Below are 22,060 nucleotides of genomic sequence, written 5' to 3'. Positions count from 1 at the left end.
TAAGCGAAATGAAGGTTAATAAACGTCACGACCGGCAGATAAAAATCGTGTGCGACTTTATCGATATCAATTTAGATGGTGACTTTACACTTGAGCAACTAAGCGCTAAAGCTGCTTGTTCTAAGTACCATTTCCATCGCATTTTTAAATCGCTTATGGGTATCAGCGTAATGCAATACGTATTACTGGCCCGCATGAAGCGCGCATCATTTCGATTGGCATTTGAACCGCATTACAGCGTGACAGATATTGCTTTTGAAGCGAGATTTGAAAGTTTAGAAGCCTTTTCTCGCGCATTTTCACGATTGTTTGGACAATCACCTTCTCAATTTAGAATTCAGCCAGACTGGCAATCTTGGCACTTAAACTATGAGTTTCATCCGCCAACAGCAGGAGAAAGCGTTATGGATGTCAACATTGTTGATTTTGAAGAAAGAGAAGTCGCCTTAATTGAGCACAAAGGAAACCCCAAGTTGGTGTACGAAACCGCCGCGAAATTCATCAGTTGGAGGAAGTCGACAGGGTTGTCCCCGATAGCTTCCAGCGAAACCTTTGGCATTCCCCATTCCGACCCAAGCAACACTCCCGATAACGAGTTTCAATTTGATATTTGCGGGTCGCACCTAGGTGAAGTACCGAATAATTCTTTTGGCGTTAAGTCCTCGGCGATCCCTAGTGGTCGGTGTGCGATGACGATACATAAAGGGAGTCATAACACCATTGGAGACACCGTCAATTATCTGTATCAACAATGGCTAGAACAAAGTGGTGAGGAATTGAGAGAGTTCCCTTGCTTCTTCCGTTACGTCAACTTTATTCACGACGTTGACGAACACGAATTACGAACAGAAGTCTTTCTACCGATTAGATAAAACATTTGGATTCGCTGATACAAAGAAGAATCTCGGAACATGGACTGGAGGTTGCTGCTAGGAAATCATACCCATCGGCTGACAAACTTGATCGCGTTATAAACAAAAAGCCCGCTAAAGAATTAGCGGGCTTTTCTAGAATGTGGCGGAGAGATAGGGATTTGAACCCTAGATACGCTATTAACGTATGCCGGTTTTCAAGACCGGTGCTTTCAACCACTCAGCCATCTCTCCGTTGCGGGACGTATATTAGGTTTTGGCATGAGTCTTGTAAAGTACTAATTTACCTTGCCACGTTTAAGTGGTGATAAATCAGACACTCGTAGGTGTAAAAGGTACTGTGAGACAATAAGGTTTGGGTGTTTTAACTGGTGTAAACACTCTAATGACATTGTTGCAATAAAATAGTGTTTTATTGCCAAGTTATTGATTTTAATTAATTAAAACACTTTCGAAGCACAGTTGTACGCTCGAAAGTAATTGCACAATAGTGTGAAGTAATTCAAAATTAATAAGTTACTTAGGCTAAACGGTATATTTCAGAGGTTTTTATGAAAGTCGCTGACTTGTTCAAACATCGTGGTGAATCACACGCAAAACATCATTCAGAATTCATGCAGTGGATGTCTCCAACTGTCCGTGAATACTGGGGAGAGTTTCTGACGAAGGCAAATAATCGCCACCTATTCACTCGATTGCGCGATCTTCAACAGCCTGCCGTCAATGATGAAGTAGAAGCACCAGATCAACCAAAAGTTGCTGAGCCGAAGCCAATTGTACTAAAACCAGAAGCACAGACACTTTACGATGAACTGCAGCTTAAACTGGGTGAAGTTATTCATACTGGTGAATGGTTGGACGTTTCTCAAGAGCGTATTAATCAATTTGGTCAAGTAACAGAAGACATGCAATGGATACATACCGATCCAGAGCGCGCTGAAGCAGAATCTCCATTTAAGACAACTATCGCACACGGTTTTCTTACTCTTGCACTGCTTCCTAAGCTAACAGACAGTGTCGATCCAGAGCAGAACCTATTCCCAACTGCAAAAATGGTAGTGAATATTGGTTTGAATCAGGTTCGTTTCCCATACCCTGTGAAATCGGACAATCGCATTCGCGCTGTAAGTACACTCTCTAAAGTGACACCGATTCGTAAAGGGCTTGAAATTGAGCGAGAGATCAAAGTAGAAATCGAAGGTGTTCGTCGTCCTGGAGCGGTAGTGACCTCTGTGATTCAGCTTCACTTCTAATTATTGTCTCAATAAAGAACAAAAAAAGGATACGCAATGCGTATCCTTTTTGCTTTCTTGGGCTTTGGTTTTATTTGTTCATTGTGTAACAACACTCTAAGTCGTAGTCTTCACCGCTCTTGGCTGTGTATGCTTTCGCTTCAGTGCATGCTTTCGGCTTGCCTTTTTCGTCCCCTCTTACCAAGCTAATCCAGTGGCGCATTGCCGAAATTTCTGAGCTTTCTTGGGGGAACATAGTGCAGCTTTCAAGCTGGATATCATCAATCGAGATAAGCTCTACACACCCAGTACCTTGGTTGCGACCAAAGGTAAGCTCTACATGGCTACCTGTGCCATCGCGGAACAAGATTGAAGTTGGGTTCTCTTTTTCACCGCTGTAGGCAACAAAATGTTTATTGCTCTTTAGTCCACTGTGTGTGCCATCTTTAAAGTAAGCAACAAGGTGGCGGTAATCAACCATATAAGCAGTAACATCTTGGTGAGAGCCATTCTCTAGCGGGAACATGCGATCAAGCAATTGTTTCGCTTTAGTTTGTTTTTCTGAAGATTGCTTCGAGTTTGTTTTTTCAACCGCGAAGACTGCTTCAGCGATAAATGGTTTGTCTTGTTTTTGGATTTCTGTTTTATCGAAAGTAAGCATGTTCATAGTGTTTCCCTCGCGGATATTTCACAACTTTATGTCCTAGAGCAAAGATTTCAAACTTGCGTTTAATTGTTTTAAGTTTTGTGACTTTGCTTACTTTCTATACTAGTGAATTTTTGACTACAATTTCACAACAAAAATTTTACACTGTGAATTTTACAAAATGATGCTGTCAAAAAGTCTAATACGTCAGTCCCATTTTTTAGGGACTAAGATAAGAAATCTAAGAAAGCGCAACCACTTAACCATGGAAGATCTCTCTGCTCGATGCATCCGTGTGAATCCTGAGTATGCCCCATCGGTGTCATACCTTTCGATGATTGAACGCGGAAAACGCGTTCCGAGCATCGACATGTTGGAAGTCATCGCTGAAGTTTTTCAAAAAGATCCCGCGTGGTTCTTAGATGATGAACCAGAGCAAACCGATATCACTCCCGACAAAGGGAACCGTGGTGGGATCAGTGGTATGGCTTTAGAGCCAAGCTTTCTTTTTTCAAATGACATCTTGCAAATAGCCATCCCTGAAATGTTGTCCCAAACCGGAATTACTGGTCGCCAATTTGCCCACTTATTGATTCGCGCCCATCAAGAAAGTAACCAGAATCACTTCCCCGACCTTGAGCGTGCCGCAGAGGAGATTGGCCTCAAGAGGCTGAATCTATCAGCCGAAGACTTAATGGACATTGCGCGTAGTATGGGGTTGACCATACGTTGGATCTCTCGACCACCGCAAGATATCGTCGACGAGCTTGGCGTAAGCGCGAAACAAGTTGTCACTTCGTTTTTTGAGCCTCCGGGCTTTATTTATCTCAATGAAATTCTTAAAGAGTATCCCACGCGACTCAAATATGACTTAGCGGTGTATTTAGGTCATTGCGTGCTGCATAACAAAGAAGGTCTGAAAAGTGTCTTATCAGTTGGGCATGCCAACAGTTGGGAAGACAACAGCCAGCAAGTGAATCCAACATCAGAACTCAACTCACAAGATATTCTGCAGGCGTGGCGTGATTTTGAGTCGAGCTTTTTTGCAGGTGCCCTGCTTTGCCCTAAAGTGCCTTTTCGTCAGTTACTCGATCGTAATGGATACGAGATTGATGTTCATGCGAAAGCAGGGGTTTCTCCTTCGGTTGCAATGAGACGTATGACGGTTGTGTCTCCCTACCCTCATTGGCACTATTTCGATGCCTATGGACAGAACAAGCTCAAAGCCGTCTACCGGGGTAATGGAATCCCGCTTCCATGGGGTAACATGCGACAGGTCAATGACCCATGCCAACACTGGGCAGTATTCCGCAGGCTTTCAGAGCCGAGAAACGGTAGCTCTGCGCAAATTTCTATTTTGAATGTCGGAGACGAGCCGAGAATCTATTGTTGTGAGTCTATCAATATGACCGACCCTGCCGGTAACAATCGGGTGCTTTGCGCAGGTATCGACTTAAACCCTGCGATAGACGCACAAGGTGGCGATGCCCGCATGATCGCAGAAGAGCTGAAATCTCTTTGTGTCGGCCACGGTGGCTCCGCCGCTATTCCAAGGCACATACAAAAAGAGTTTACTACGATTGCTAAGATTCTAAACATCAATTGGATTGAGCGAGGCATCCAATCTGATGCTCGCGTCATTTGCTCTCGAGGTGCAGTGTGCCCACGTAAACCAAGCTGTTATAACGGTTGCCAAGAGTAAGACTGATTCGTCTCAGTTTAGAAGCTTTAGATAGAAAAAAAGCCAATCACAAGAAGCGTGATTGGCTATATATGATTGTGAACAAAAATGGTTCACTAACAACGTCAGTTGGCTAGGTGACCCTCGGCTTAATAAGGGTCACTCAGTATAAAGCAGAAAGCGTGCCAACTTTTTCTATCAATAAAAACCCATGTTTTTGCTCAATAAATAATCGGTTTCTTAAAAACAGGGCGCATAGGTCGATGCCAAAACGCAAATAATTGCACTTTGCAAATAATTAAGCTTTTGCAAAGTGCAAATTACAAACTCTCCCCTACTTCGATCTGATAACCCAAATCGATACACGACTGCCATTTCTTGTTACCTTTCAAGCGGCTAATCAGTTGCTCCGCTGCCACTTGACCAATCTTTTCTCGCGGAGTTATCACGGTCGCAAGTTTAGGGATCATCGCCTGGCTGATGTCATGACCATGGAATCCGGCAATAGCCATCTGAGCTGGGATGGAAATACCCCGTCTTTGACACTCGAAAACAGCACCAATGGCCAGATCATCATTGGTACAGAAGACGCCATCAACCTCGGGGTGTTTCTCCAACAATTCTCCCATCAGTTTCGCCCCCAGCGTAAAAGACGAAGCTTCTTCGGTCTGGAGCGTCACAATGGGCTTGGCGTGATCTTCCATTGCTTGACGATAACCCGCCATTTTAAGCCGTGTGCGCTCATCCATACGAGCAGCAAAATAAGCAACATTGTGACAGCCCTTCGCTAGCATGGCCTCTGTCATCTGTTGGGCCGCTTTACTGTTATCAAATCCTACCGCTTGCTCAATACGTGATGAGAAGGTATCCATGATTTCGACAACGGGAATCGAAGCAGTTTCAAGCATTTTGCGCGCTTTTTCGGTATGAACATTTTCAGATAAGATGATGGCATCAACGTTATAAGAGAGCAGCGAGGCAATTGACTTTTCTTCTAACTCAGCACTGTAGCCATAGTGGGCTATCATAGTTTGGTACCCGTCAGGCGTCGTCACGGACTCAATACCCCGCATCACTTCCGCAAATACTTGGTTAGTTAACGAAGGAACAAGAACGCCAATCACGTTGGATTTAGCGTTCGACAAAATGTCTGGGGCTCTGTTAGGGATGTATCCGAGATCTTCTACCGCTTGCTCGACTTTCTCTCTGATCGATTCAGAGACTTGGGAAGGATCACGCAAGCAACGGCTCACGGTCATTTTAGTTACACCGACCCGGTCGGCTATATCTTGTAAGGTTGGGCGTTTTTTCTTTGCAACCATATTGTTGTTCTAATCTATCCTTAGTGTTACTGGTAACATTGTACCTATCATCAGAGAGAATTGTATTGTTATAGATAACAAAAAAGCGCTCGCCTCTCGGTTTGCGCTTTCAGATTAAGCTTTTACTTGCTCTCTAACCGTGCCACTCCAAGTCAAGTGGAAGCTTTCATTCTCAGGAACATCGACCCGAGCGTACGTATGCGAGCCAAAGTAGTCTCGCTGTGCTTGCAACAAGTTGGCAGGCAGTGTTTCACAGCGCAAAGAATCAAAATAGTGAAGCGCTGATGCAATACCAGGCATTGGACTCGCATAAAGCGCAGAATTGGCAGTCGTCGCGCGCCAGCCCTTCATTCGCGATTGGAGTGACTCGACAAAATCATCTGCCAACAGCAAGTGGTTCAACGTTTTGTCTGTATCAAATGCTTGGCTGATCATTTGCAGAAACCCAGCGCGGATAATACAACCAGCTCGCCATACCTTAGCGATGGTCGCAAATTCAAGCTGCCATCCTTCTTGATCGGACATGTTTCTCATTAAATCGAAGCCTTGAGCGTAAACAACCAGCTTCGCACAATACAGAGCGTCTTCGAGCTCATCCAATACTTGTTGATGCTCTAGGCAGTGGCTTTTACCACCAGCAAATGGGAACTGTTTAGAAAGCTGAGTTCTCACTGATTTCTGAGCACTGATCGCCCTCGCAAACACTGCCTGAGCAATCGTGGGAGCAGCAGCACCTTGATGTAGGCTGTTAACCGCGGTCCAAAGCCCAGTCCCTTTTTGACCGGCTTTGTCGAGCACCACTTCAACAAAAGGCTGGCCAGTAACAGGGTCGCAGGTCTGGAGTATATCCGCGCTAATTTCCATCAAGTAGCTATTCAGTACCCCACGATTCCAGCGCTCAAACACTCGACCAATATCTACCGCCGACATTGAGAGTACTTGTGACATAAAGTGGTACGCTTCGCAGATAAGTTGCATGTCTGCATACTCAATCCCGTTGTGAACCATTTTCACATAATGCCCAGCGCCTGCGGGCCCTAAATAAGCGGCACAAGGCTCACCTTTTTCGAACGGGTCAACAGGCAACCCGTGTTCATCCACTTTGGCCGCGATCGCCTGCCACATAGGTTGAACATATTGCCACGCGCTTTCATCACCACTCGCCATGAGAGCAGGTCCAAAACGTGCACCCACTTCGCCACCCGATACCGCGGTGCTAAAAAAGCGCAATTGACCTGCGTATTTCTTTTCACGAGCCTCGGTATCGGTCCAAAGACTATTGCCCGTATCGATCACAATGTCGTCATGGCTTAAGCCGACACTGAGAAGCTCATCAACGACTGATTCAACGATGCTCCCTGCCGGTACAGACAACGCGATGACCCTTGGCTTCTCGAGAGAACCGAGTAGCTGACTTAGATTTTCCGCCGAGAAAAAGCGCCCTTTGCTCTCATGTTCAGCTAAGGTGTTCGCTTCCCTTTCTAGCTGCAAACGGTTTTGCTGATTGATGTCGTAACCTGTGACATTAAACCCGTGATCCAATAGGTTTAGCGCTAAGCTCTTGCCCATCACTCCAAGACCTATCATCGCAATATTAGATTGGTGCATGTTTTCGCTCCTTGATGGCATCCAGGCACGCTTGAACAACTTGATTTACGTCCTGTGCGATATCGATATGCACAGCTTCTGCTTCACTAGGCTCAACCAAAGTTTCGAACTGGCTTCTCAACATACTTTCACCATTAAAGTAATGGTTTGCTCGTTGTTGATGACGAGACCAAATGGTTTCGAAGTCCCCTTTAAGGTATACGATAACCAGATCGTCATTCTCCCGACGTAGAATATCTCGATATGCCGGTTTTAGCGCCGAGCAGGCAATCACTGCGGCGTTAGACTCGATGTAGATTCGATTCAATGTTTCCAGCCATCCGATTCGGTCACTGTCATTGAGAGGTGTACCTTGAGCCATTTTGTCTACGTTGGCTTTCGGGTGGTAATCGTCGCCATCATGAAATGGTAGGCCGAGCGAATTGGCAATTTCACTACCAATCAAACTTTTACCGCAACCAGAGACACCCATTACTAAGATTTTTTTTGCTTTCATTGGGTAATACTATCCTTAGCCTTCAACGTTCACTGAAGGCTGTGACACCAATATTTTTCTAATTCAAAGACGTCGCGGAATTACTTCCACCACATGGCCAGTTCCGGGAACATAATCACTAAGCTCAATACCAAGACTTGTAAGCCAATAAAAGGCAGCAGCGATTGGAAGATCTCGCCTAAGCTGATGTCTTTTGGCGCGACAGATTTCAAGTAGAACGCCGCTGGACCAAAAGGAGGCGATAAGAACGACACCTGCATATTGAGACAGAAAACCACACCAAACCAAACCGGATCGTAGCCGAGGCTAGTAATGATAGGCACGAAGATTGGCATCGTTAACAAAGCTACGCCGACCCAATCTAAGAACATCCCCAGTACCAGCAAGATCACCATCATGATGAGTAATGTCGCCAGAGCGCTACCACCACTGAGGCCAAGGATCACTTCTTCAACAAAGTCGATTCCCCCCATTAGGTTGTAGATACCTACCAAAGCGCTGGCACCAATACCGATCCACATGATCATGCCGCACGTACGCATCGTTGCAATGGCACTTTCCTTGAGCATTTTAAAGTTCATCTCTCCGCGAATAATCGCAGACAACATAATGCCGACGACACCCAGCGCTGACGCTTCCGTCACCGATGCCACACCGGTATAGATACTACCAAGGACAACGGCCACCGAGAGTAGCGGGAAAAACAGCGCTTTAAAGTAGCTGACTTGAGGTTCCTCTTCCTCCCCCGAATCACTTGGAATAGGGGCTAATGCAGGATTTAGCTTACAGCGAATCAGTACATAACCGATGTAGCAGCCGGCTAGAATAAAGGCGGGTACAAACGAGGCTTTAAACAAGTCTCCGATTGAAACACTAGCGGTCATACCGTAGATAATTAGCACAATACTTGGTGGCAGCATGGTCCCTAAGGCGCCACCCGCACATGTGGTACCAATAGCTAGCTTACGGTCATAGCCTAGACGCAGCATTTGCGGCAACGCTAAAATACCGAGCAGTACGGTTTCTCCACCAATCACCCCTGACATTGAAGCCAGCAGCACTGCAACCAAGAGGGTTTGTACCGCAACACCACCACGCACCCGCTTACCCACAGACTTCATGGCATCAAACAGATCTTTTGCTATGCCTGAACGATCTAGCAATGCCGCCATCAATACAAACATTGGGACGGCAAGAAATACATAGCCGGACGCAAAGCTGTAGGTGCGGCTTGCAATGAGTGGTAACGCATCTGGCCCGAACCAGAATAAGGTAAAGAAGATGGCGACAAAACCAGTCACAAAGGCCAGCTGCATACCCGTAAGCAGCAAACCAATCATCATGGCCAGCATAAGGACACTTCCCCATGCAATTCCAATAGAAGATAAATCAAACATCGTCTTTCTTCCCTAGCCCAATGATTTCTTGAATAAGATGTAATACGAACTGCACAACCAACACGCAAAGGACAACGAAGATTAAACCTTTCAACAGCGCCGGATACGGTGCGTTAAGAACAGAACCAGACGTTTCTAAACGCAACTCGCCCCAAGGGGTAAACCATGCCTCTTCAGCCATAGCAAAAGCGGCATACGCCAACATTGCGGCAAAAGCTAATCCAACAACGTGATGAATCAGGTTCAGGTATTTTCTACCTTGAGCAGACACTGAATCGTAAATGAGCACAACTCGAACATGTTTGTTGGCCGCAAATGCGTAGATGCCACCAACAATGAATAGTGAACCACCAATAAAAGAAGCGGTCTCGTGAACCCAAGTCGTTGGCGCATTAAACACGTAACGCATCACGACTTCATAAAAAGAAATAAACACCGTAAAAATGAACAACCAGCTAAGTAGATTACTGATTTTGATCACCGCTTTATCCAACATATTGCGCGGTTGTTCTTCTTGCTCATGGGGCTGGTGTAAATTTTTGTCACTCATAACTGACTTTCCCAAAAAGAGAGAGGGCTTCAATGTAAAGCCCTCCAAAGAGAAGCTAACTAAGACCTGTAAGCTTAAAGAAGACCATTTGTTTCCAGGAAGCCAGTAACAGAGTCGTACACTTTTTGTGCGTTTGGAGAGCGCTCAGCAAACACCTTCCACTGAGTCTTGGCGATTTCACGGAATTTCTTGCGTTCTTCGTCAGACCAATTGTGAATGGTGATGTTCGGATTAGCTTGAGCTTCTTTAACAGCTGCTTGATCCGCCATCTTTAGCTGTGTCGTCATGTCGTAAGAAAAATCACGTACTGACGTTTGCAGTATGGTTTGTAGATCCGCTGGCATTTTGTCCCACTTTTTCTGCGAGATAGAAATGTCGATCAGTGGCAATGAGTGGAAACCAGGCTGGACTGGGTGTGTGGCGATGTCATTCATGCCCGCTTTTTGGTTGGTTGAGAATACCGTGTAATCGGCGGCATCAATAACGCCTTTACTTAGACCGGTAAAGACCTCTGAGCCCGGCAAGTTAACTGGTGTTGCACCCGCCGCGGCAAACACTTGCTGTACCAAACCTTCAGGAGCGCGCAGCTTTAAGCCTTTAAGATCATCCACACCGTCGATTGGCTTCTTAGAGATAAATGACTCAACACCCGTCGTAGAAGCACCGACGAACTTAACACCATATGGCGCGTAAAGCTCCGTCATTAGCTCGTTACCGCCACCATAGTTCATGTATTGCAGCAATTGCGTGGTGTCTGACCAAGCACCAACCATGTTACCAATCAGTCCAAATGCCGGATCTTTACCAGAGAAATACCCCGTCGCAGTCACCTGACCGTCTAGAATACCCATTTTAATCGCACCCAACGTTTCCGTGTGTTTAACCACAGCACCAACTGGGAGAAGATCGATGTCGATACGACCATTAGACATTGTCTCTACACGCTCAGCCCAGTTTTGCTGAACTTTAAAGTTCAAATCGCCTGATGGATCAGATGATTGAATCTTAAGTTTAAAATCAGCAGCAAGTGCAGAGGTGGCGAATAAACTTGTCATAGTGGCAGCAAGCAAGGTTTTCGTCATCGCATTCATAATAGGGGTATCCTTTGATTGTTTCATGTTTCCAGCTTAGCCCTCATGGCCAGCTGAGCAAATCCGGCTTATTGTTGTATGTTACCGGTAACGTTGACACACATGTTACCGGTAACAGGAAAACGTTTTCCATGAACAAGATCACAAGTTTCAATTCTGTTAATAAAAGTTAAGGGAAATAACTAAAAAGGGTAATAAGGGGATCTATACCAAGCAAAGTAACTTTTACGATTAGCGCTTTCTAAATACCCAAACCGGTCCAATCAGAAGAAACATCACATCATCAAGGAAAGACGGCTTTTTACCTTCTATTTTGTGGCCAATAAACTGCAGCATCCACAGCACAGCAAACAACACTAACGATACAAGAAAGACAGGAGCCTGCATTAGCTCAATGGACCAAATCAGGGAGATGCAAGCCAAGATAAACCCAAGCATCATAAGGAAAACACTCAATGATAGCTTGAAGTAAAAAATCAGAACGGGAACAGCAACAACCCAGACCCAATTAAGAATAATGCCATACAGTGCAATCGGTGGGATAGACCAAATGAGACCGACAACCGAAAGAAAGATCCCGGGAACGGCAACCTTATGGATTTTCTGATTAATCGGATTTTGGTGGCTTTCGCCATAGTCTGCTAACCACTGGGACAAGTCGCGCATACTGACCTCATATCTTTCCGCTTTCTTTTTCTATAGCACGGAATTGGGCAATATGCGCAACGATACAATCAGCTGACGTAAGCCCTTTGTGATTGACGCCTCTTTTCTTGATACATTCGCGCATCAGCGACTTTCAACATGTCTTCTAACGTTAAGAAGTCGTTGGAATACAAGGCGTAACCTACGCTGACATGAATGTTGATCAAATGCTGGTCGTAAATCACAGGGCTTTGGCAGATGGCGGTGTGTAACTTTGCATTAATGGCGTCTATGTCTTCAATTTTGGTGGTTCGAGGGAGTAACACTAAGAATTCATCCCCACCGATACGTGCAACCGTATCAGAGCCACGCAGCGTACTTTTAATTCGCTCTGCTGTTGCTACCAGTACTTTGTCACCGGCTTCGTGACCATAGCTGTCATTGATCGCTTTAAACTTATCCAGGTCAATATTGAGAATAGCAAAACTCTCTTTTACCCCGTTGCGTTTGGCAGATTCAAATTGATTTTGAATCGTATACATAAAATAGCGACGGTTAGGTAAGTGAGTGAGTTCATCTTGCAGAGAGCGTTTGTTCGCATCGGTATAAAGGCGATATACCAGAAAGAACGCGCCAGCCAGCAACATTAACAGAGGATACCCAAGCAAACGAACGGCGTGTACTCGATACCAAGGCATGGTGGTGAGCAGATCTTGCTTCTCGCTTGCTGCAATCAACCAACTGCCGTAAGGGAAATACACATGCTCAGTAGCAAACGCGTCATCGTAGACCGATTCACTGCCGTAGAAGTGCTCCCCTTCATCACCCGTACTGTCTAGGCCACGCATAGCAAGGTTGTATTTATGCTCGAATCGCTCAATACCCGCATCGTGGAACAACGAATCCAAATCAAGCACAACGCTGCATACGCCCCAATAGCGATTGTTATAAGGAGGGTCTTCATAGATTGGTACACGAGCAATAAGGCCACGTCCCCCCTGAACAAGGTTTACCGGGCCCGCGATGAAAATCTCTTGAATTTCTTGTGCTTTTCGTACCGTTCGCCACTGACTTGGAATGGTTTTGTAGTCCAGACCCAGTGCTTTTTCATTGCCTTCTAATGGGTAGATGTGAGAAATAACATCACCTGGAGCGAGACCAATGATTTTTACGTGGCTACTCTTACGCATGATGCTAGAGGCAATCAACCCCCAACCTGAAAAGTTGAACTCGGGATTAGCAGCAATTAACGCTGAAAGTCCATTCGCGACATAGATGTCAGAAACGATCGCAGCTTCCAGCTCCGAGCGGATGATTGAAAGTTCTTCTTTGGCTCGTCCTTGTACACTATCACGTAGAAAGTTCTTTTGGCTTCTGTCTAAAACTTCAACAAATCCGATAGCAAATACGCTTAAAAAGACAAGAAATAAATACGCAGACCAATGCCTGCCTATACGATACTGCATTCTTTCCCCAAATACGGTTTACGCATGACTCGACCATCAACCAACCGTTTGCGCTTTGGATGCTCATGGCACCTCTTATAATATTTTTATCATTTATATAAAACGTACAATAAATCGCTTGGTTTTTCATCGAAAATTCGTTAAACCTTCTAATCTTAGAGTTATCAGTTATAAATTGTGTGAATAGCACCCAAATTCGCTACTGATAAAAGCCTCCTTGCCCGCTGATGAACTTTATCTTGATGCGGTGGCGAATTATTGATAGCTTCTCCCATTTTTATAGTACAGCATTCAGAATTATTGAGTTATCTATGCCAACGACATCAGCCAAATTGCCATTCATGCGCCAAGTTTTCCCTCAACAGGTGATGTTGCAGTTCGTTTTGATGTTTGGTGTATTGGTTAGCTTTCAAGTGTCTGAGTTGTTTACATTGCAATCTGAGCGAGTTCATATACTTTCGTTCACCGCAAGCTTAATCACCGCCGCTTTTCTAAGGTTTCGTAAAGCTGCTCTCATTGGCGTTGTATCAGGCTTGCTGCTTCATTACTTGGCCGTATCTCAACGAGACCCTGCGATTGCAATCGTGTTCGCTTTGCTCCTTCCTGGTGTAGTGTTCTGTTTTACCGAGACCTTTTTGTCCGTAACGCGCAAGTTAAACAAAGGAAGTCACCTACTCAAAGCTACCTACTATCTCAGTATACTGGTTGTGGTATACCCAATCGTAATCACGCTTGCGATCAGCTTGACTACTCGCCTATTCAATTACCCGTTCATGGATGACTGGCATTACTACGGCTACGCAATATTGAGCAGCGCGCTAACTCAAGTGTTGCTTACTCCAATGTTTCTGGTGCTATTTTCCCTGTTTAGTCAACCTTCACGAGATCGGCTGTTCACATTGGACAAGGACCTCAAACGCTACAGCGAATACGATCACCTTTATTTGCTGTGGGTAGGTATGAGTACCGTGATTTTGCTTGGTGCAGGTCTGGCTGATGATCTACTGACCTTAAATGCCTTGTGTATCATCCTGGTGCCCGTCATTGGTATCGGTTTGGGTGGGTTTGGTTTCTTACAACCCAGCTTAGTGATGCTTGGGCTTTCGCTGATTAACTGCTACAACTCGGTCAACGCGTTAGATGATCAATCGATCTCAGTACAAACTTTCTACAGCTTGGTTGCCATTTTATTCGCCATCAACAGCATCTTTTTTATGATGGTGGCGCAAACCATCAAAAACCATATGACACTCAAAGCCGTGGTCGAAAGCGAGCGAAAAGATCCCTACACAGCCCTCTACACACTAGCTCAATTGCGAGATGACAATGAGCAGTTCATCCAACCCACGCTCATATCCATCGATTTGTCAGAGATCACCAGAAGGCTAAAAACATTAGGACTCGCAGGTAAAGGGGAGCTAATGACACAGCTGTCTTGCTACCTAAGCGCGCACCACACCTTGTGTAAAACGGCTTATGTTGCGCCCTTTTCGACCAGCCTTATTTACTTGGTAAATAAACCACAAGCCAGTGGTGATCAACTGCTCTCGTTACACAAGTCTCTGCGTGAATTTAGCTTCGACTGGCAAAACCGTTCAATCAAGATACTCGATCCTAAAGTTAAATTCGGTCACGTTTCCGAAGGGCAAGATATTGTTGAAGCGGTTTCGACTCTTTGTATGCCAAGCAAAGAAACGTTGTCGTTCAATCACGTAGAAGAAGTACACCTGTCTGAAGCCAAAGAGTACGATATTGTTCGTCTAAGCCAAATTCAGTCGGCGTTCGATCAAGACGAGTTTGATTTGTATTGCCAACCCTATCGTAATCTTAAGTCAGACGAATCTGGTTTATCATTTGAAGTGTTACTGCGATTGCCAGATAAGACGGGGCAGGTTTTGCCACCCGCAGAGTTTTTCCCCCTTATTCATGAGTTTGGCTTGGAAGTCGAGCTGGATAAATGGGTGGTCAGCAATACGTTTAAGCTGCTAGCGGAACATGTCTCAGACTGGGATAAGATTGGTCATTGCTGCATTAACTTAACCGCGCAAGCCCTAATGCACGAAGAACTCGAACAGTTTGTTGTTACCCGTTCCGAGCGGTTAGGTGTTCCACTGAACAAAATTTGTTTCGAAATTACCGAAAGCATGCCGCTAAGTAATGAGCTGCAAGCATCGCTCAACGTCACCGCATTGCAATCCCATGGCTGCACCATTGCACTGGATGATTTTGGCACAGGCTACGCCTCTCTCGATTACTTGCGTCGAATTCCGGTCGATATTCTTAAGATCGACGGCTCATTTGTCCGCCATATTGATGTCGACCAAACTGACCGTTCTATCGTGAAAAACATCAGCCAGATTGCGCAAAACATGGACTTAGTTACCGTCGCTGAGTTCGTTGAAACAGAAACTCATGCCGACATACTTACTGAGTTGAACATTCACTACGCTCAAGGTTTCGCCATCGCTAAGCCAAGACCTTTAGTTCAAGAGCTACGTAACCTTTAAACGAGCAATAGCGTCGATGTTTTGCGTCTATCTGACAGCATCCTTACATCCAAAAAGGAAATATCTGCTAACTTTATGTTCAAATTCTTTGTTATCCGTAGCCACAACAATAGGCCACAGGAAGGCTTGCTTTCACATACCGCAGCGAAGCCAATCCGTTGGTAATGGTAAATTTATGCGTCAAACAATTCTTGCTCTATGCTTAGGGCTTACTCTCACTTCAAGTGCCCTGGCAGCCAGTAGTTACGAAGAATCTGCCGATTTAGTCAAACAAACTTACGAAACTCAGCTCTACACATTGCCTGCTTTTAAAGAAGGCCATTATGGTCTGCGTATGTATCGCCAAACTTTGGATAACAAATACGCAGCTGCCGTTTGGAGTGATATGGCGCGTGTGGCTAGCCGATTGAATCGCTTTGCCGCAGAAGTGCATACACCAGAGCAGATCCTACTTTACTCTGAGAAGCGAGTTGCAGGCTACCGTGACGACACCGATGAGCGCAGCGTTCGTCGTTACACGGTGACCAAACATGTACCTGAATACTTGTACTTGGGAGTGGACTTACTTGGCTCAATGGCGCGTGCAAACGAGTACGGGCTCAAACATAAAGAAGACAAAAAGCTACGAGAGATTATTCGTCGCTACGATTTTGCAAAATACGCGACAGATCAGGAGATGATCAAAGCCTGGGCTGCACAGCTTGCTAACCAAGTGTTCTGGTTACGTCAACTCGGCGAGCAAGATGTGGTAGAACCGTTTATCGACGCTTTTAGAGCATCCTACCCTGATAGTGGTGACAAGAAACTCTCTAAGCAGCAATATGGTAATAAGCTGTATGGCATGACTCATATAATCTTTGCGGACTCACAGTACTATCAGCGTCAAATTAATGAGAAAGACTACCAGTGGATCTACGATTATTTCCGCCGCAACATTGATACCATTTTGCTTCGTGCTAAAGAAGATGTCATCGCCGAAGTCGGCATCAGCTTTCTACTTGCAGGGCTAGAAAATGATCCTGTGGTTGAGAAGACTCGCCAAGCTATTCAAAAATCTATCGATATCGACAAAGGGATGATCCCGTCCGTCAGTGGCGATTTCGACCTTGCTTACGGAGAGCATCGTAACGTCCTTGCGATCATGTTGCTTGATTGGCAACAAGTCAATAAAGCGCCAACAGTCGCAACACAGCCCAAAGTGTTCTCTAAACTGCCATACGGCCTAGTCAAGAAATAACGCGATGATTGCAGCCTTGAGTCGACACTCGAGGCTGTTTCTCGTGCTCTAGCGCACAAAAACACGCCTGCATATATATCCTTTTCTTATAACAACCTGCAAAAAAGCTATCTTTTTACTTTAGTTTCAAACAGTTACTTTCGTCAATAAACAGACATACGCAACGTTTTACCTATAAATACAAGAACTTAATACAACGCCAATTAATTGTTACTAAGCTACCCTTCTTTTCATTAAGCAACCAATTTCATTAAAAATGATCACTTTTCTTAATTTGTCTAATTTTTAAACTGAAGCGAAATCACATATATAACCTAAAATATAGATAATTATGTAATATAAATGAGACAAAAGCTTAATGAGTAATTTTGTTGGTCGCCAGTTAGAAGAAATGGCCGACTTGCGCTCTTCCCGCAAATACAAAGTGGTTCAAATCTGCTCGGCTGTATCTATTATCATGCTGGCGGTTTATGGAACCGTGCAATTGCTTGACGGAATGTGGCTGTTTTCTGTGATCAATTTGGCCAGCGCATTAGTACTCGTGATCAACTTTGCTTTACTCTGTCAACGACAACAAACTCAATATGCTGATCTTGTCTTAAGTCTAGTGCTGCTCTTCCAAGCGACCATGATGCTGCTTTATGGCTCTCACGGTGCCGGTACTCTAGTTTGGATATACCCAATCATCGCTGCGGTGATTTTTTCAAACGAATTTAGATTAGGCTTATTGTTTAGCTTAGGCTTTTGTACTTTGGCTATATTGGCTGTTTTCTTCTCTCATACCACCGTGTTTACCGAGTTGAGTGCCGATCGATTTATTATCAGCTTATTGGCTTTATGTCTGCTGTGTAACACGTCTTCCTACTACTACGATAAAGCGGTCACTTACATTCAATCTCTCTACAGAGAAGGGATTGAAGATCTCGCTTACCTTGATCAATTAACAGGGTTGGCAAACCGTTGGAGCTTTGAAAGCTGGGCCAGTGAGAAACTAGAACAAGAACGTAACACTAATACCCTGACTGCAATGGTTTTTCTCGATATCGATGATTTTAAAAAGATTAACGACACATATGGCCATGATGTTGGAGATCGAGTCTTACAGCATTTCTCTAGAAGATTGAAAAACAACATCCGAAATAAAGACAGGAAAACAGACAAACACGATTACTCCATTGCTCGCTTTGCGGGCGATGAATTTGTTTTGCTGCTATACGATGTGAAAAGCAAAAACGACCTAGAGAATATCCTAGATCGTATCTTGCACTTATTTGAAGATTGTTACCAAGGAAAAGAACAGGTTGGAAAATTGGCGGTCAGTATTGGTGTAGCGCTTTTCCCTGAAGATGCGAGTAACTTACCCGAGTTGACAAGGTGTGCAGACAAAGCGATGTACTCGGCCAAACACGGTGGTAAAAACCAATACCACTATTACCGTAAGGAAAGCCTTCTGCCTGATTTTGAAGCGGATAACGTAACATCAATTACGCCTAATCGTGGTTAACATTAGCCACTCATGTACATTAACCATAAACTGGTTGCCATCACGACAAGCATCCATACTGCGTAACGCACGGTATTTGGTTTGTCTTTCTTGGGCCGCACAATGGGTTTAAAAGCAACGTCTTTCGCGCTTCTTATCACCCCATCTCTCGCATCGGTTTCATCCCTGCGCTTTTGAGCACTGGATGCCACACGACCAAACCGATGCAGCTGATCTGGAGTCAGATCCTGACTAGGATCGTAATGTGAGCGATGGCCCTTATGTTTCGGTACAACTGCCATAGTCACCTCCTTAACAAGAATTCCTTATTTTTTAAGTATAGTCGGTGTTTATTTTGACAAGTTTGATAATAACTGATGGTATTTTCGGCAAAACCGAACTGATTTTCGTCGCCATACCGCGTAATTATCTAATGCCTACCACACCGTTTCAGTACTTATACGAACGATTAGTCTAAACAAAGCAAACACTATGCCACTGATTAAGTCGTTCTTAAGCCATTGAATTAGCTGAAAATCGGCAGATATCTTTATCTAAAACGCAAAGTGATACTCAATTTGAGTATCACTTTGTCATTGGTATGGCGGATTGTGGTCTATAAGTACTCACACAGATAAGCCGTTGTAACAGGCAGCTTAAGGTCAAAAGACGAATCCCCAGCTACCTCGAATGCTTCTCCAGACTTGAAGGTCGTCCAATCAGCATCACCTTGACGTTTAATCGTCATTTCACCTTTAATGACAGTCATCCGCTCTGGAGCCGCCGTGCCAAAAGTGTACTCGCCTGCGAGCATAACGCCGACACTCGAATCTTCGCCGGCTTGGTTAAAGCCCAATGACTTCACGCTGTCTTCAAAATAGCTGTTTACTTTGATCATACATCCCTCATGATTTTCCGTTTTCTTATATAGATGAGTTGTTTTATACGATTTTGAAATTTGCGGCAACGACTAGTTCGAGCATTACCGCGTCATTTCAAGCAATTGAATGTCGTCAATCGACACATTTCCACTTAAATATCCTGAAACCTGCGAGACATCACCGATCGAATACCAGACTTTGAGCCGTTATCGCCGCAATATTCTGTATTGTTAGTCATCGATTGTTACGCTTAATGGAGAATCTAAAAGCGACTTTGGGCTAAACATCAAACTTGTCAGGTAGGTTATTGCGAATTCGGCTAAATTTATAGAAACTGGAGTAATTAGGGCGCGATGGACCCGCCCCACTATCACTTAGCTGGAAATTATGAATCAGTTCAATGTTGTAAAGTTTGTTTTTATCGCCATATTCTTTTCGTTGGCGTTAGGATTCTCATCACTGATCTATTTCAGCTACCAAGACTATGTCGATCCAAAACACGTACATGGAACTTGGGTCGAGATAGGAACCCCTCCCTACAACACTGAAACTCTGACTTTTAACGAAAGTGGGGTGTTCCGTAACCATCGTTTAATCACCACTAACTTTGAGTTCGATGGCGAAAAAATCTATGTAACTACCGGTAGCGGGCGTGCTATCTATCAAATTGCAGGAACGTTTAACTCGCCTCAACTCAGACGTTTAGAGCCAACAATTCCCGTACAGCGATTTATTAAGGAAGGTTATGAAGATACGGTCGATATGGAAGGCGGCGGCGGAGCGAAACAACGAAGAGCAGCGCTAACAGAGCATTTTGGAAATAAATAAGCCATTAGCGCTCTCACCGATTAACCCGTTAGAACGACGCCTTGTGGGTGCTTAACCAATGAAGGTTCTGGTCTAGCTAACATGTAAGCAAGAGTCAGTGGACCAATTCGACCAATAATCATGACGACAATCATGATGTACTTACCGGGCTCCGACAATTCAGCCGTCAATCCCGCAGTCAACCCGACCGTGGCAAACGCGGAAATAGTTTCAAACATCACTTTATCAAAGCCAGACTTTTCAGTAAGCATGAGCATAAACATTGCGCTGGTTAAAATCGCACCACTCACCACAATAATGGCCAACGACTTCGTCACCACGGGCCAGTCTATGGTGCGCTTAAACATCACGACGTGCTTTTTCTGCCGTAAGAATGCCCACGTCGCGACAAAGGCCACCGCAAAAGTGGAGACCTTGATGCCCCCCCCTGTTGAGGTTGAGCCCGCCCCGATGAGCATGAGAATAATCATCACCAATAAAGCAGGCTGACTAAACTGCGCTAAATCAACACTGTTAAAGCCAGCAGTACGAGCGCTAGCGGATTGGAAAAATGCCGCTAGCCATTGCCCTGACACCGTCAGCTCCCCCATCGTTTGCGGGTTGGTTCTCTCTAACAGCCAAAAAACCAATGTACCAAACAGCAACAATGCGGGGGTAGCGATCAACATGATTTTGGTGTGTAGCTGCAATCGACGAAAGCCTTTTCGGCTATTGGCAGACAAATCACCAACCACGGTAAAGCCTAGGCCACCGAAGATAAACAGAGCCGATAGAGTAAAAATAACCAAAGGGTCATCGACAAAGCTCATCATGCTGTCAGAAAACAACGCAAACCCTGCATTATTAAACGCAGAAATCGCGTGAAACAACGCATAGAACAAGCCTGTAGACCATCCCATTTCAGGAACCCATCGGTAGGCCAGAAAGACAAAACCGACCGCCTCTGCAAGGCAAGCAAAGATTATGATCTTTTTCACCAACTTACGTAGATTAATGCTTCTATCTTGCCCAAGTGCATCTTTAGCCAGAGCTTGCTGTTTGAGACTCAATCTAACCCCAAACATATACAGAAGTACCGCTGACAAAGTCATTTGCCCGAGGCCACCAATTTGCATAAGGCACATCAAAAGGATTTTTCCAGCCAAGGTAAAATGCTGACCAGTATCGACCACACCCAGCCCGGTGACACTGATAGCGGATGTCGCTGTAAACAGTGCGTCTGTGATGGATAGCCCCGTCACCGAAAACACGGGCAGTGTAAGCAACACGGCCGAAGGAAGCAGCACACCAAGGAAACTGAGCAAAATAATACGCGGCTCTGAGCCTTTTTTTTGCCCTGGCTCTTTGTCTAATGAGTAGAACAGGCCTTTTTGCGCGAACGGATTCATAATGAACTCAGTTTTCTCGTTAATGTGTCTCTTGGCCCTACAATGATGATCACATCACCAATCTCCAAGCTTTTCTCTAGAGAGGGGGCTTTTATTACTTCGGGGCCACGTTTAAAACCGAGAACTTGAACACCTTGCTCTTTGCACAAAGCCAAATCACCCAGTGTCTGCCCTAACAGTCGTGCCCCTACGACAATTTCTGTCATCGCAATGCCTGAACCTAATTCCTGAAACTCTAATACACGCTTATCCATCATCTTACGAGCCACTCGAATACCCATGTCTCGCTCGGGCAGAATGACGTGGTCTGCACCTATCTTGCTCAAGATCTTCGAATGGAATTTGTCATTGGCTTTGACCCAAACAGACTTAGCCCCCGCTTCTTTGACAACTAAGGTGGTTAGAATACTGGCATTCACATCTGAGCCAATTGCGACCATCACCATGTCATAGTCACTGAGCCTAAGCTCTGCAACGGTATCTTCGCTGGTACAATTTGCCACCAATGCCTGACTCACATAATTCGCCGCCTCTCGGACACGGTCTTCGTTTATATCAACCGCTAACACCTCAGCGCCTGATGCTTGAAGCTCCTGACACACCGATAAGCCGAATCGTCCTAAGCCGATGACAGCAAACTGTTTATCACTTGGTTTCATCTTTGTACCTTTATTATTCATAACGAAAAGTCAAAGTGTGCGCCTCGCACATTCACATATCAAATCAACCT

General features: G+C 44.9%; 20 protein-coding genes and 1 tRNA gene. 7 read left to right on the top strand and 14 right to left on the bottom strand.

Annotation, left to right across the window (positions count from 1 at the left end; translation table 11 throughout):
* The first annotated feature begins 8 nt into the window (after positions 1 to 8).
* Positions 9 to 872, top strand: coding sequence for an AraC family transcriptional regulator (locus RH45_RS01415; protein ID WP_008072887.1), 864 nt, complete (start codon positions 9 to 11; stop codon positions 870 to 872).
* Between the two features lie 143 nt (positions 873 to 1,015).
* Here RH45_RS01415 and RH45_RS01410 read toward each other — a convergent pair.
* Positions 1,016 to 1,106 (bottom strand) — tRNA-Ser (locus RH45_RS01410).
* A gap of 317 nt (positions 1,107 to 1,423) precedes the next feature.
* Between RH45_RS01410 and RH45_RS01405 the strand changes: the two genes are divergently transcribed.
* Positions 1,424 to 2,125 carry a MaoC family dehydratase gene (locus RH45_RS01405; protein WP_008072885.1) on the top strand — a complete coding sequence of 234 codons (702 nt, stop codon included), beginning with the start codon at positions 1,424 to 1,426 and terminating at the stop codon, positions 2,123 to 2,125.
* A gap of 70 nt (positions 2,126 to 2,195) precedes the next feature.
* Here the strand turns inward: RH45_RS01405 and RH45_RS01400 are convergent, their stop codons facing one another.
* Positions 2,196 to 2,771 (bottom strand): aldolase/citrate lyase/malate synthase family protein, encoded by a 576-nt coding sequence (locus RH45_RS01400; protein ID WP_008072882.1) that lies wholly within the window; start codon positions 2,769 to 2,771, stop codon positions 2,196 to 2,198.
* 160 nt (positions 2,772 to 2,931) lie between these two features.
* Here RH45_RS01400 and RH45_RS01395 point away from each other — a divergent pair, with 160 nt between their 5' ends.
* Positions 2,932 to 4,452: a DUF3612 domain-containing protein gene (locus tag RH45_RS01395; RefSeq protein WP_008072881.1), complete on the top strand. Its 1,521-nt coding sequence runs from the start codon at positions 2,932 to 2,934 to the stop codon at positions 4,450 to 4,452.
* Positions 4,453 to 4,751: 299 nt separating this feature from the next.
* Here RH45_RS01395 and gntR read toward each other — a convergent pair whose 3' ends face one another.
* From gntR to RH45_RS01355, 8 genes are all read right to left on the bottom strand, one after another.
* A complete protein-coding gene (gntR, locus tag RH45_RS01390) occupies positions 4,752 to 5,753 on the bottom strand; it encodes a gluconate operon transcriptional repressor GntR (protein WP_071986148.1) in 1,002 nt (333 codons plus the stop codon).
* Between the two features lie 114 nt (positions 5,754 to 5,867).
* Positions 5,868 to 7,361 carry an NADP-dependent phosphogluconate dehydrogenase gene (gene gndA, locus RH45_RS01385; RefSeq protein ID WP_008072877.1) on the bottom strand — a complete coding sequence of 498 codons (1,494 nt, stop codon included), beginning with the start codon at positions 7,359 to 7,361 and terminating at the stop codon, positions 5,868 to 5,870.
* The gene (locus RH45_RS01380) at positions 7,348 to 7,857 is read right to left on the bottom strand and encodes a gluconokinase (protein WP_008072875.1); all 510 of its coding nucleotides are present in this window, start codon (positions 7,855 to 7,857) and stop codon (positions 7,348 to 7,350) included. Before RH45_RS01380 ends, gndA begins: the two co-directional genes overlap by 14 nt.
* An 80-nt stretch (positions 7,858 to 7,937) precedes the next feature.
* Positions 7,938 to 9,254 (bottom strand): TRAP transporter large permease, encoded by a 1,317-nt coding sequence (locus RH45_RS01375; protein ID WP_008072873.1) that lies wholly within the window; start codon positions 9,252 to 9,254, stop codon positions 7,938 to 7,940.
* Positions 9,247 to 9,804, bottom strand: coding sequence for a TRAP transporter small permease subunit (locus RH45_RS01370; protein ID WP_008072871.1), 558 nt, complete (start codon positions 9,802 to 9,804; stop codon positions 9,247 to 9,249). Before RH45_RS01370 ends, RH45_RS01375 begins: the two co-directional genes overlap by 8 nt.
* A 74-nt stretch (positions 9,805 to 9,878) precedes the next feature.
* The gene (locus RH45_RS01365; protein WP_008072869.1) at positions 9,879 to 10,895 is read right to left on the bottom strand and encodes a TRAP transporter substrate-binding protein; all 1,017 of its coding nucleotides are present in this window, start codon (positions 10,893 to 10,895) and stop codon (positions 9,879 to 9,881) included.
* Between the two features lie 231 nt (positions 10,896 to 11,126).
* Positions 11,127 to 11,561: an Mpo1 family 2-hydroxy fatty acid dioxygenase gene (locus RH45_RS01360; RefSeq protein WP_008072867.1), complete on the bottom strand. Its 435-nt coding sequence runs from the start codon at positions 11,559 to 11,561 to the stop codon at positions 11,127 to 11,129.
* Between the two features lie 68 nt (positions 11,562 to 11,629).
* Positions 11,630 to 13,006, bottom strand: coding sequence for a diguanylate cyclase (locus RH45_RS01355; protein ID WP_008072864.1), 1,377 nt, complete (start codon positions 13,004 to 13,006; stop codon positions 11,630 to 11,632).
* 311 nt (positions 13,007 to 13,317) lie between these two features.
* On the opposite strand from RH45_RS01355, the gene RH45_RS01350 reads away from it, so the two are divergent.
* From RH45_RS01350 to RH45_RS01340, 3 genes are all read left to right on the top strand, one after another.
* Positions 13,318 to 15,513 carry an EAL domain-containing protein gene (locus tag RH45_RS01350; RefSeq protein WP_008072862.1) on the top strand — a complete coding sequence of 732 codons (2,196 nt, stop codon included), beginning with the start codon at positions 13,318 to 13,320 and terminating at the stop codon, positions 15,511 to 15,513.
* Between the two features lie 175 nt (positions 15,514 to 15,688).
* Positions 15,689 to 16,750, top strand: coding sequence for a DUF3541 domain-containing protein (locus RH45_RS01345; RefSeq protein ID WP_008072860.1), 1,062 nt, complete (start codon positions 15,689 to 15,691; stop codon positions 16,748 to 16,750).
* A 358-nt stretch (positions 16,751 to 17,108) separates the two neighbouring features.
* On the top strand, positions 17,109 to 18,254 hold the full coding sequence (locus tag RH45_RS01340; protein WP_008072857.1) for a GGDEF domain-containing protein: 1,146 nt from the start codon (positions 17,109 to 17,111) through the stop codon (positions 18,252 to 18,254).
* Positions 18,255 to 18,256: 2 nt separating this feature from the next.
* On the opposite strand, the gene RH45_RS01335 is transcribed toward RH45_RS01340, so the two are convergent.
* Together RH45_RS01335 and ppnP are read right to left on the bottom strand one after the other, a co-directional pair.
* On the bottom strand, positions 18,257 to 18,535 hold the full coding sequence (locus RH45_RS01335; protein WP_008072855.1) for a hypothetical protein: 279 nt from the start codon (positions 18,533 to 18,535) through the stop codon (positions 18,257 to 18,259).
* A 314-nt stretch (positions 18,536 to 18,849) separates the two neighbouring features.
* Positions 18,850 to 19,131, bottom strand: a complete 282-nt coding sequence (gene ppnP / locus RH45_RS01330) for a pyrimidine/purine nucleoside phosphorylase (protein WP_008072854.1) — start codon at positions 19,129 to 19,131, stop codon at positions 18,850 to 18,852.
* 370 nt (positions 19,132 to 19,501) lie between these two features.
* Here ppnP and RH45_RS01325 point away from each other — a divergent pair, with 370 nt between their 5' ends.
* A complete protein-coding gene (locus tag RH45_RS01325; protein ID WP_008072852.1) occupies positions 19,502 to 19,942 on the top strand; it encodes a DUF2850 domain-containing protein in 441 nt (146 codons plus the stop codon).
* A 20-nt stretch (positions 19,943 to 19,962) separates the two neighbouring features.
* Here the strand turns inward: RH45_RS01325 and RH45_RS01320 are convergent, their stop codons facing one another.
* Positions 19,963 to 21,330 (bottom strand): TrkH family potassium uptake protein, encoded by a 1,368-nt coding sequence (locus RH45_RS01320; RefSeq protein WP_008072850.1) that lies wholly within the window; start codon positions 21,328 to 21,330, stop codon positions 19,963 to 19,965.
* The gene (locus tag RH45_RS01315) at positions 21,327 to 21,989 is read right to left on the bottom strand and encodes a potassium channel family protein (RefSeq protein WP_008072848.1); all 663 of its coding nucleotides are present in this window, start codon (positions 21,987 to 21,989) and stop codon (positions 21,327 to 21,329) included. The genes RH45_RS01320 and RH45_RS01315 overlap by 4 nt, the downstream gene beginning before the upstream one ends.
* Between the last annotated feature and the right edge of the window lie 71 nt (positions 21,990 to 22,060).

Source organism: Vibrio sinaloensis DSM 21326, assembly GCF_000189275.1.
GTDB classification, from domain to species: Bacteria; Pseudomonadota; Gammaproteobacteria; order Enterobacterales; family Vibrionaceae; genus Vibrio; species Vibrio sinaloensis.
Note: the sequence above shows the minus strand (reverse complement) of the source record. Positions and strands in the feature narration are given on the sequence as shown.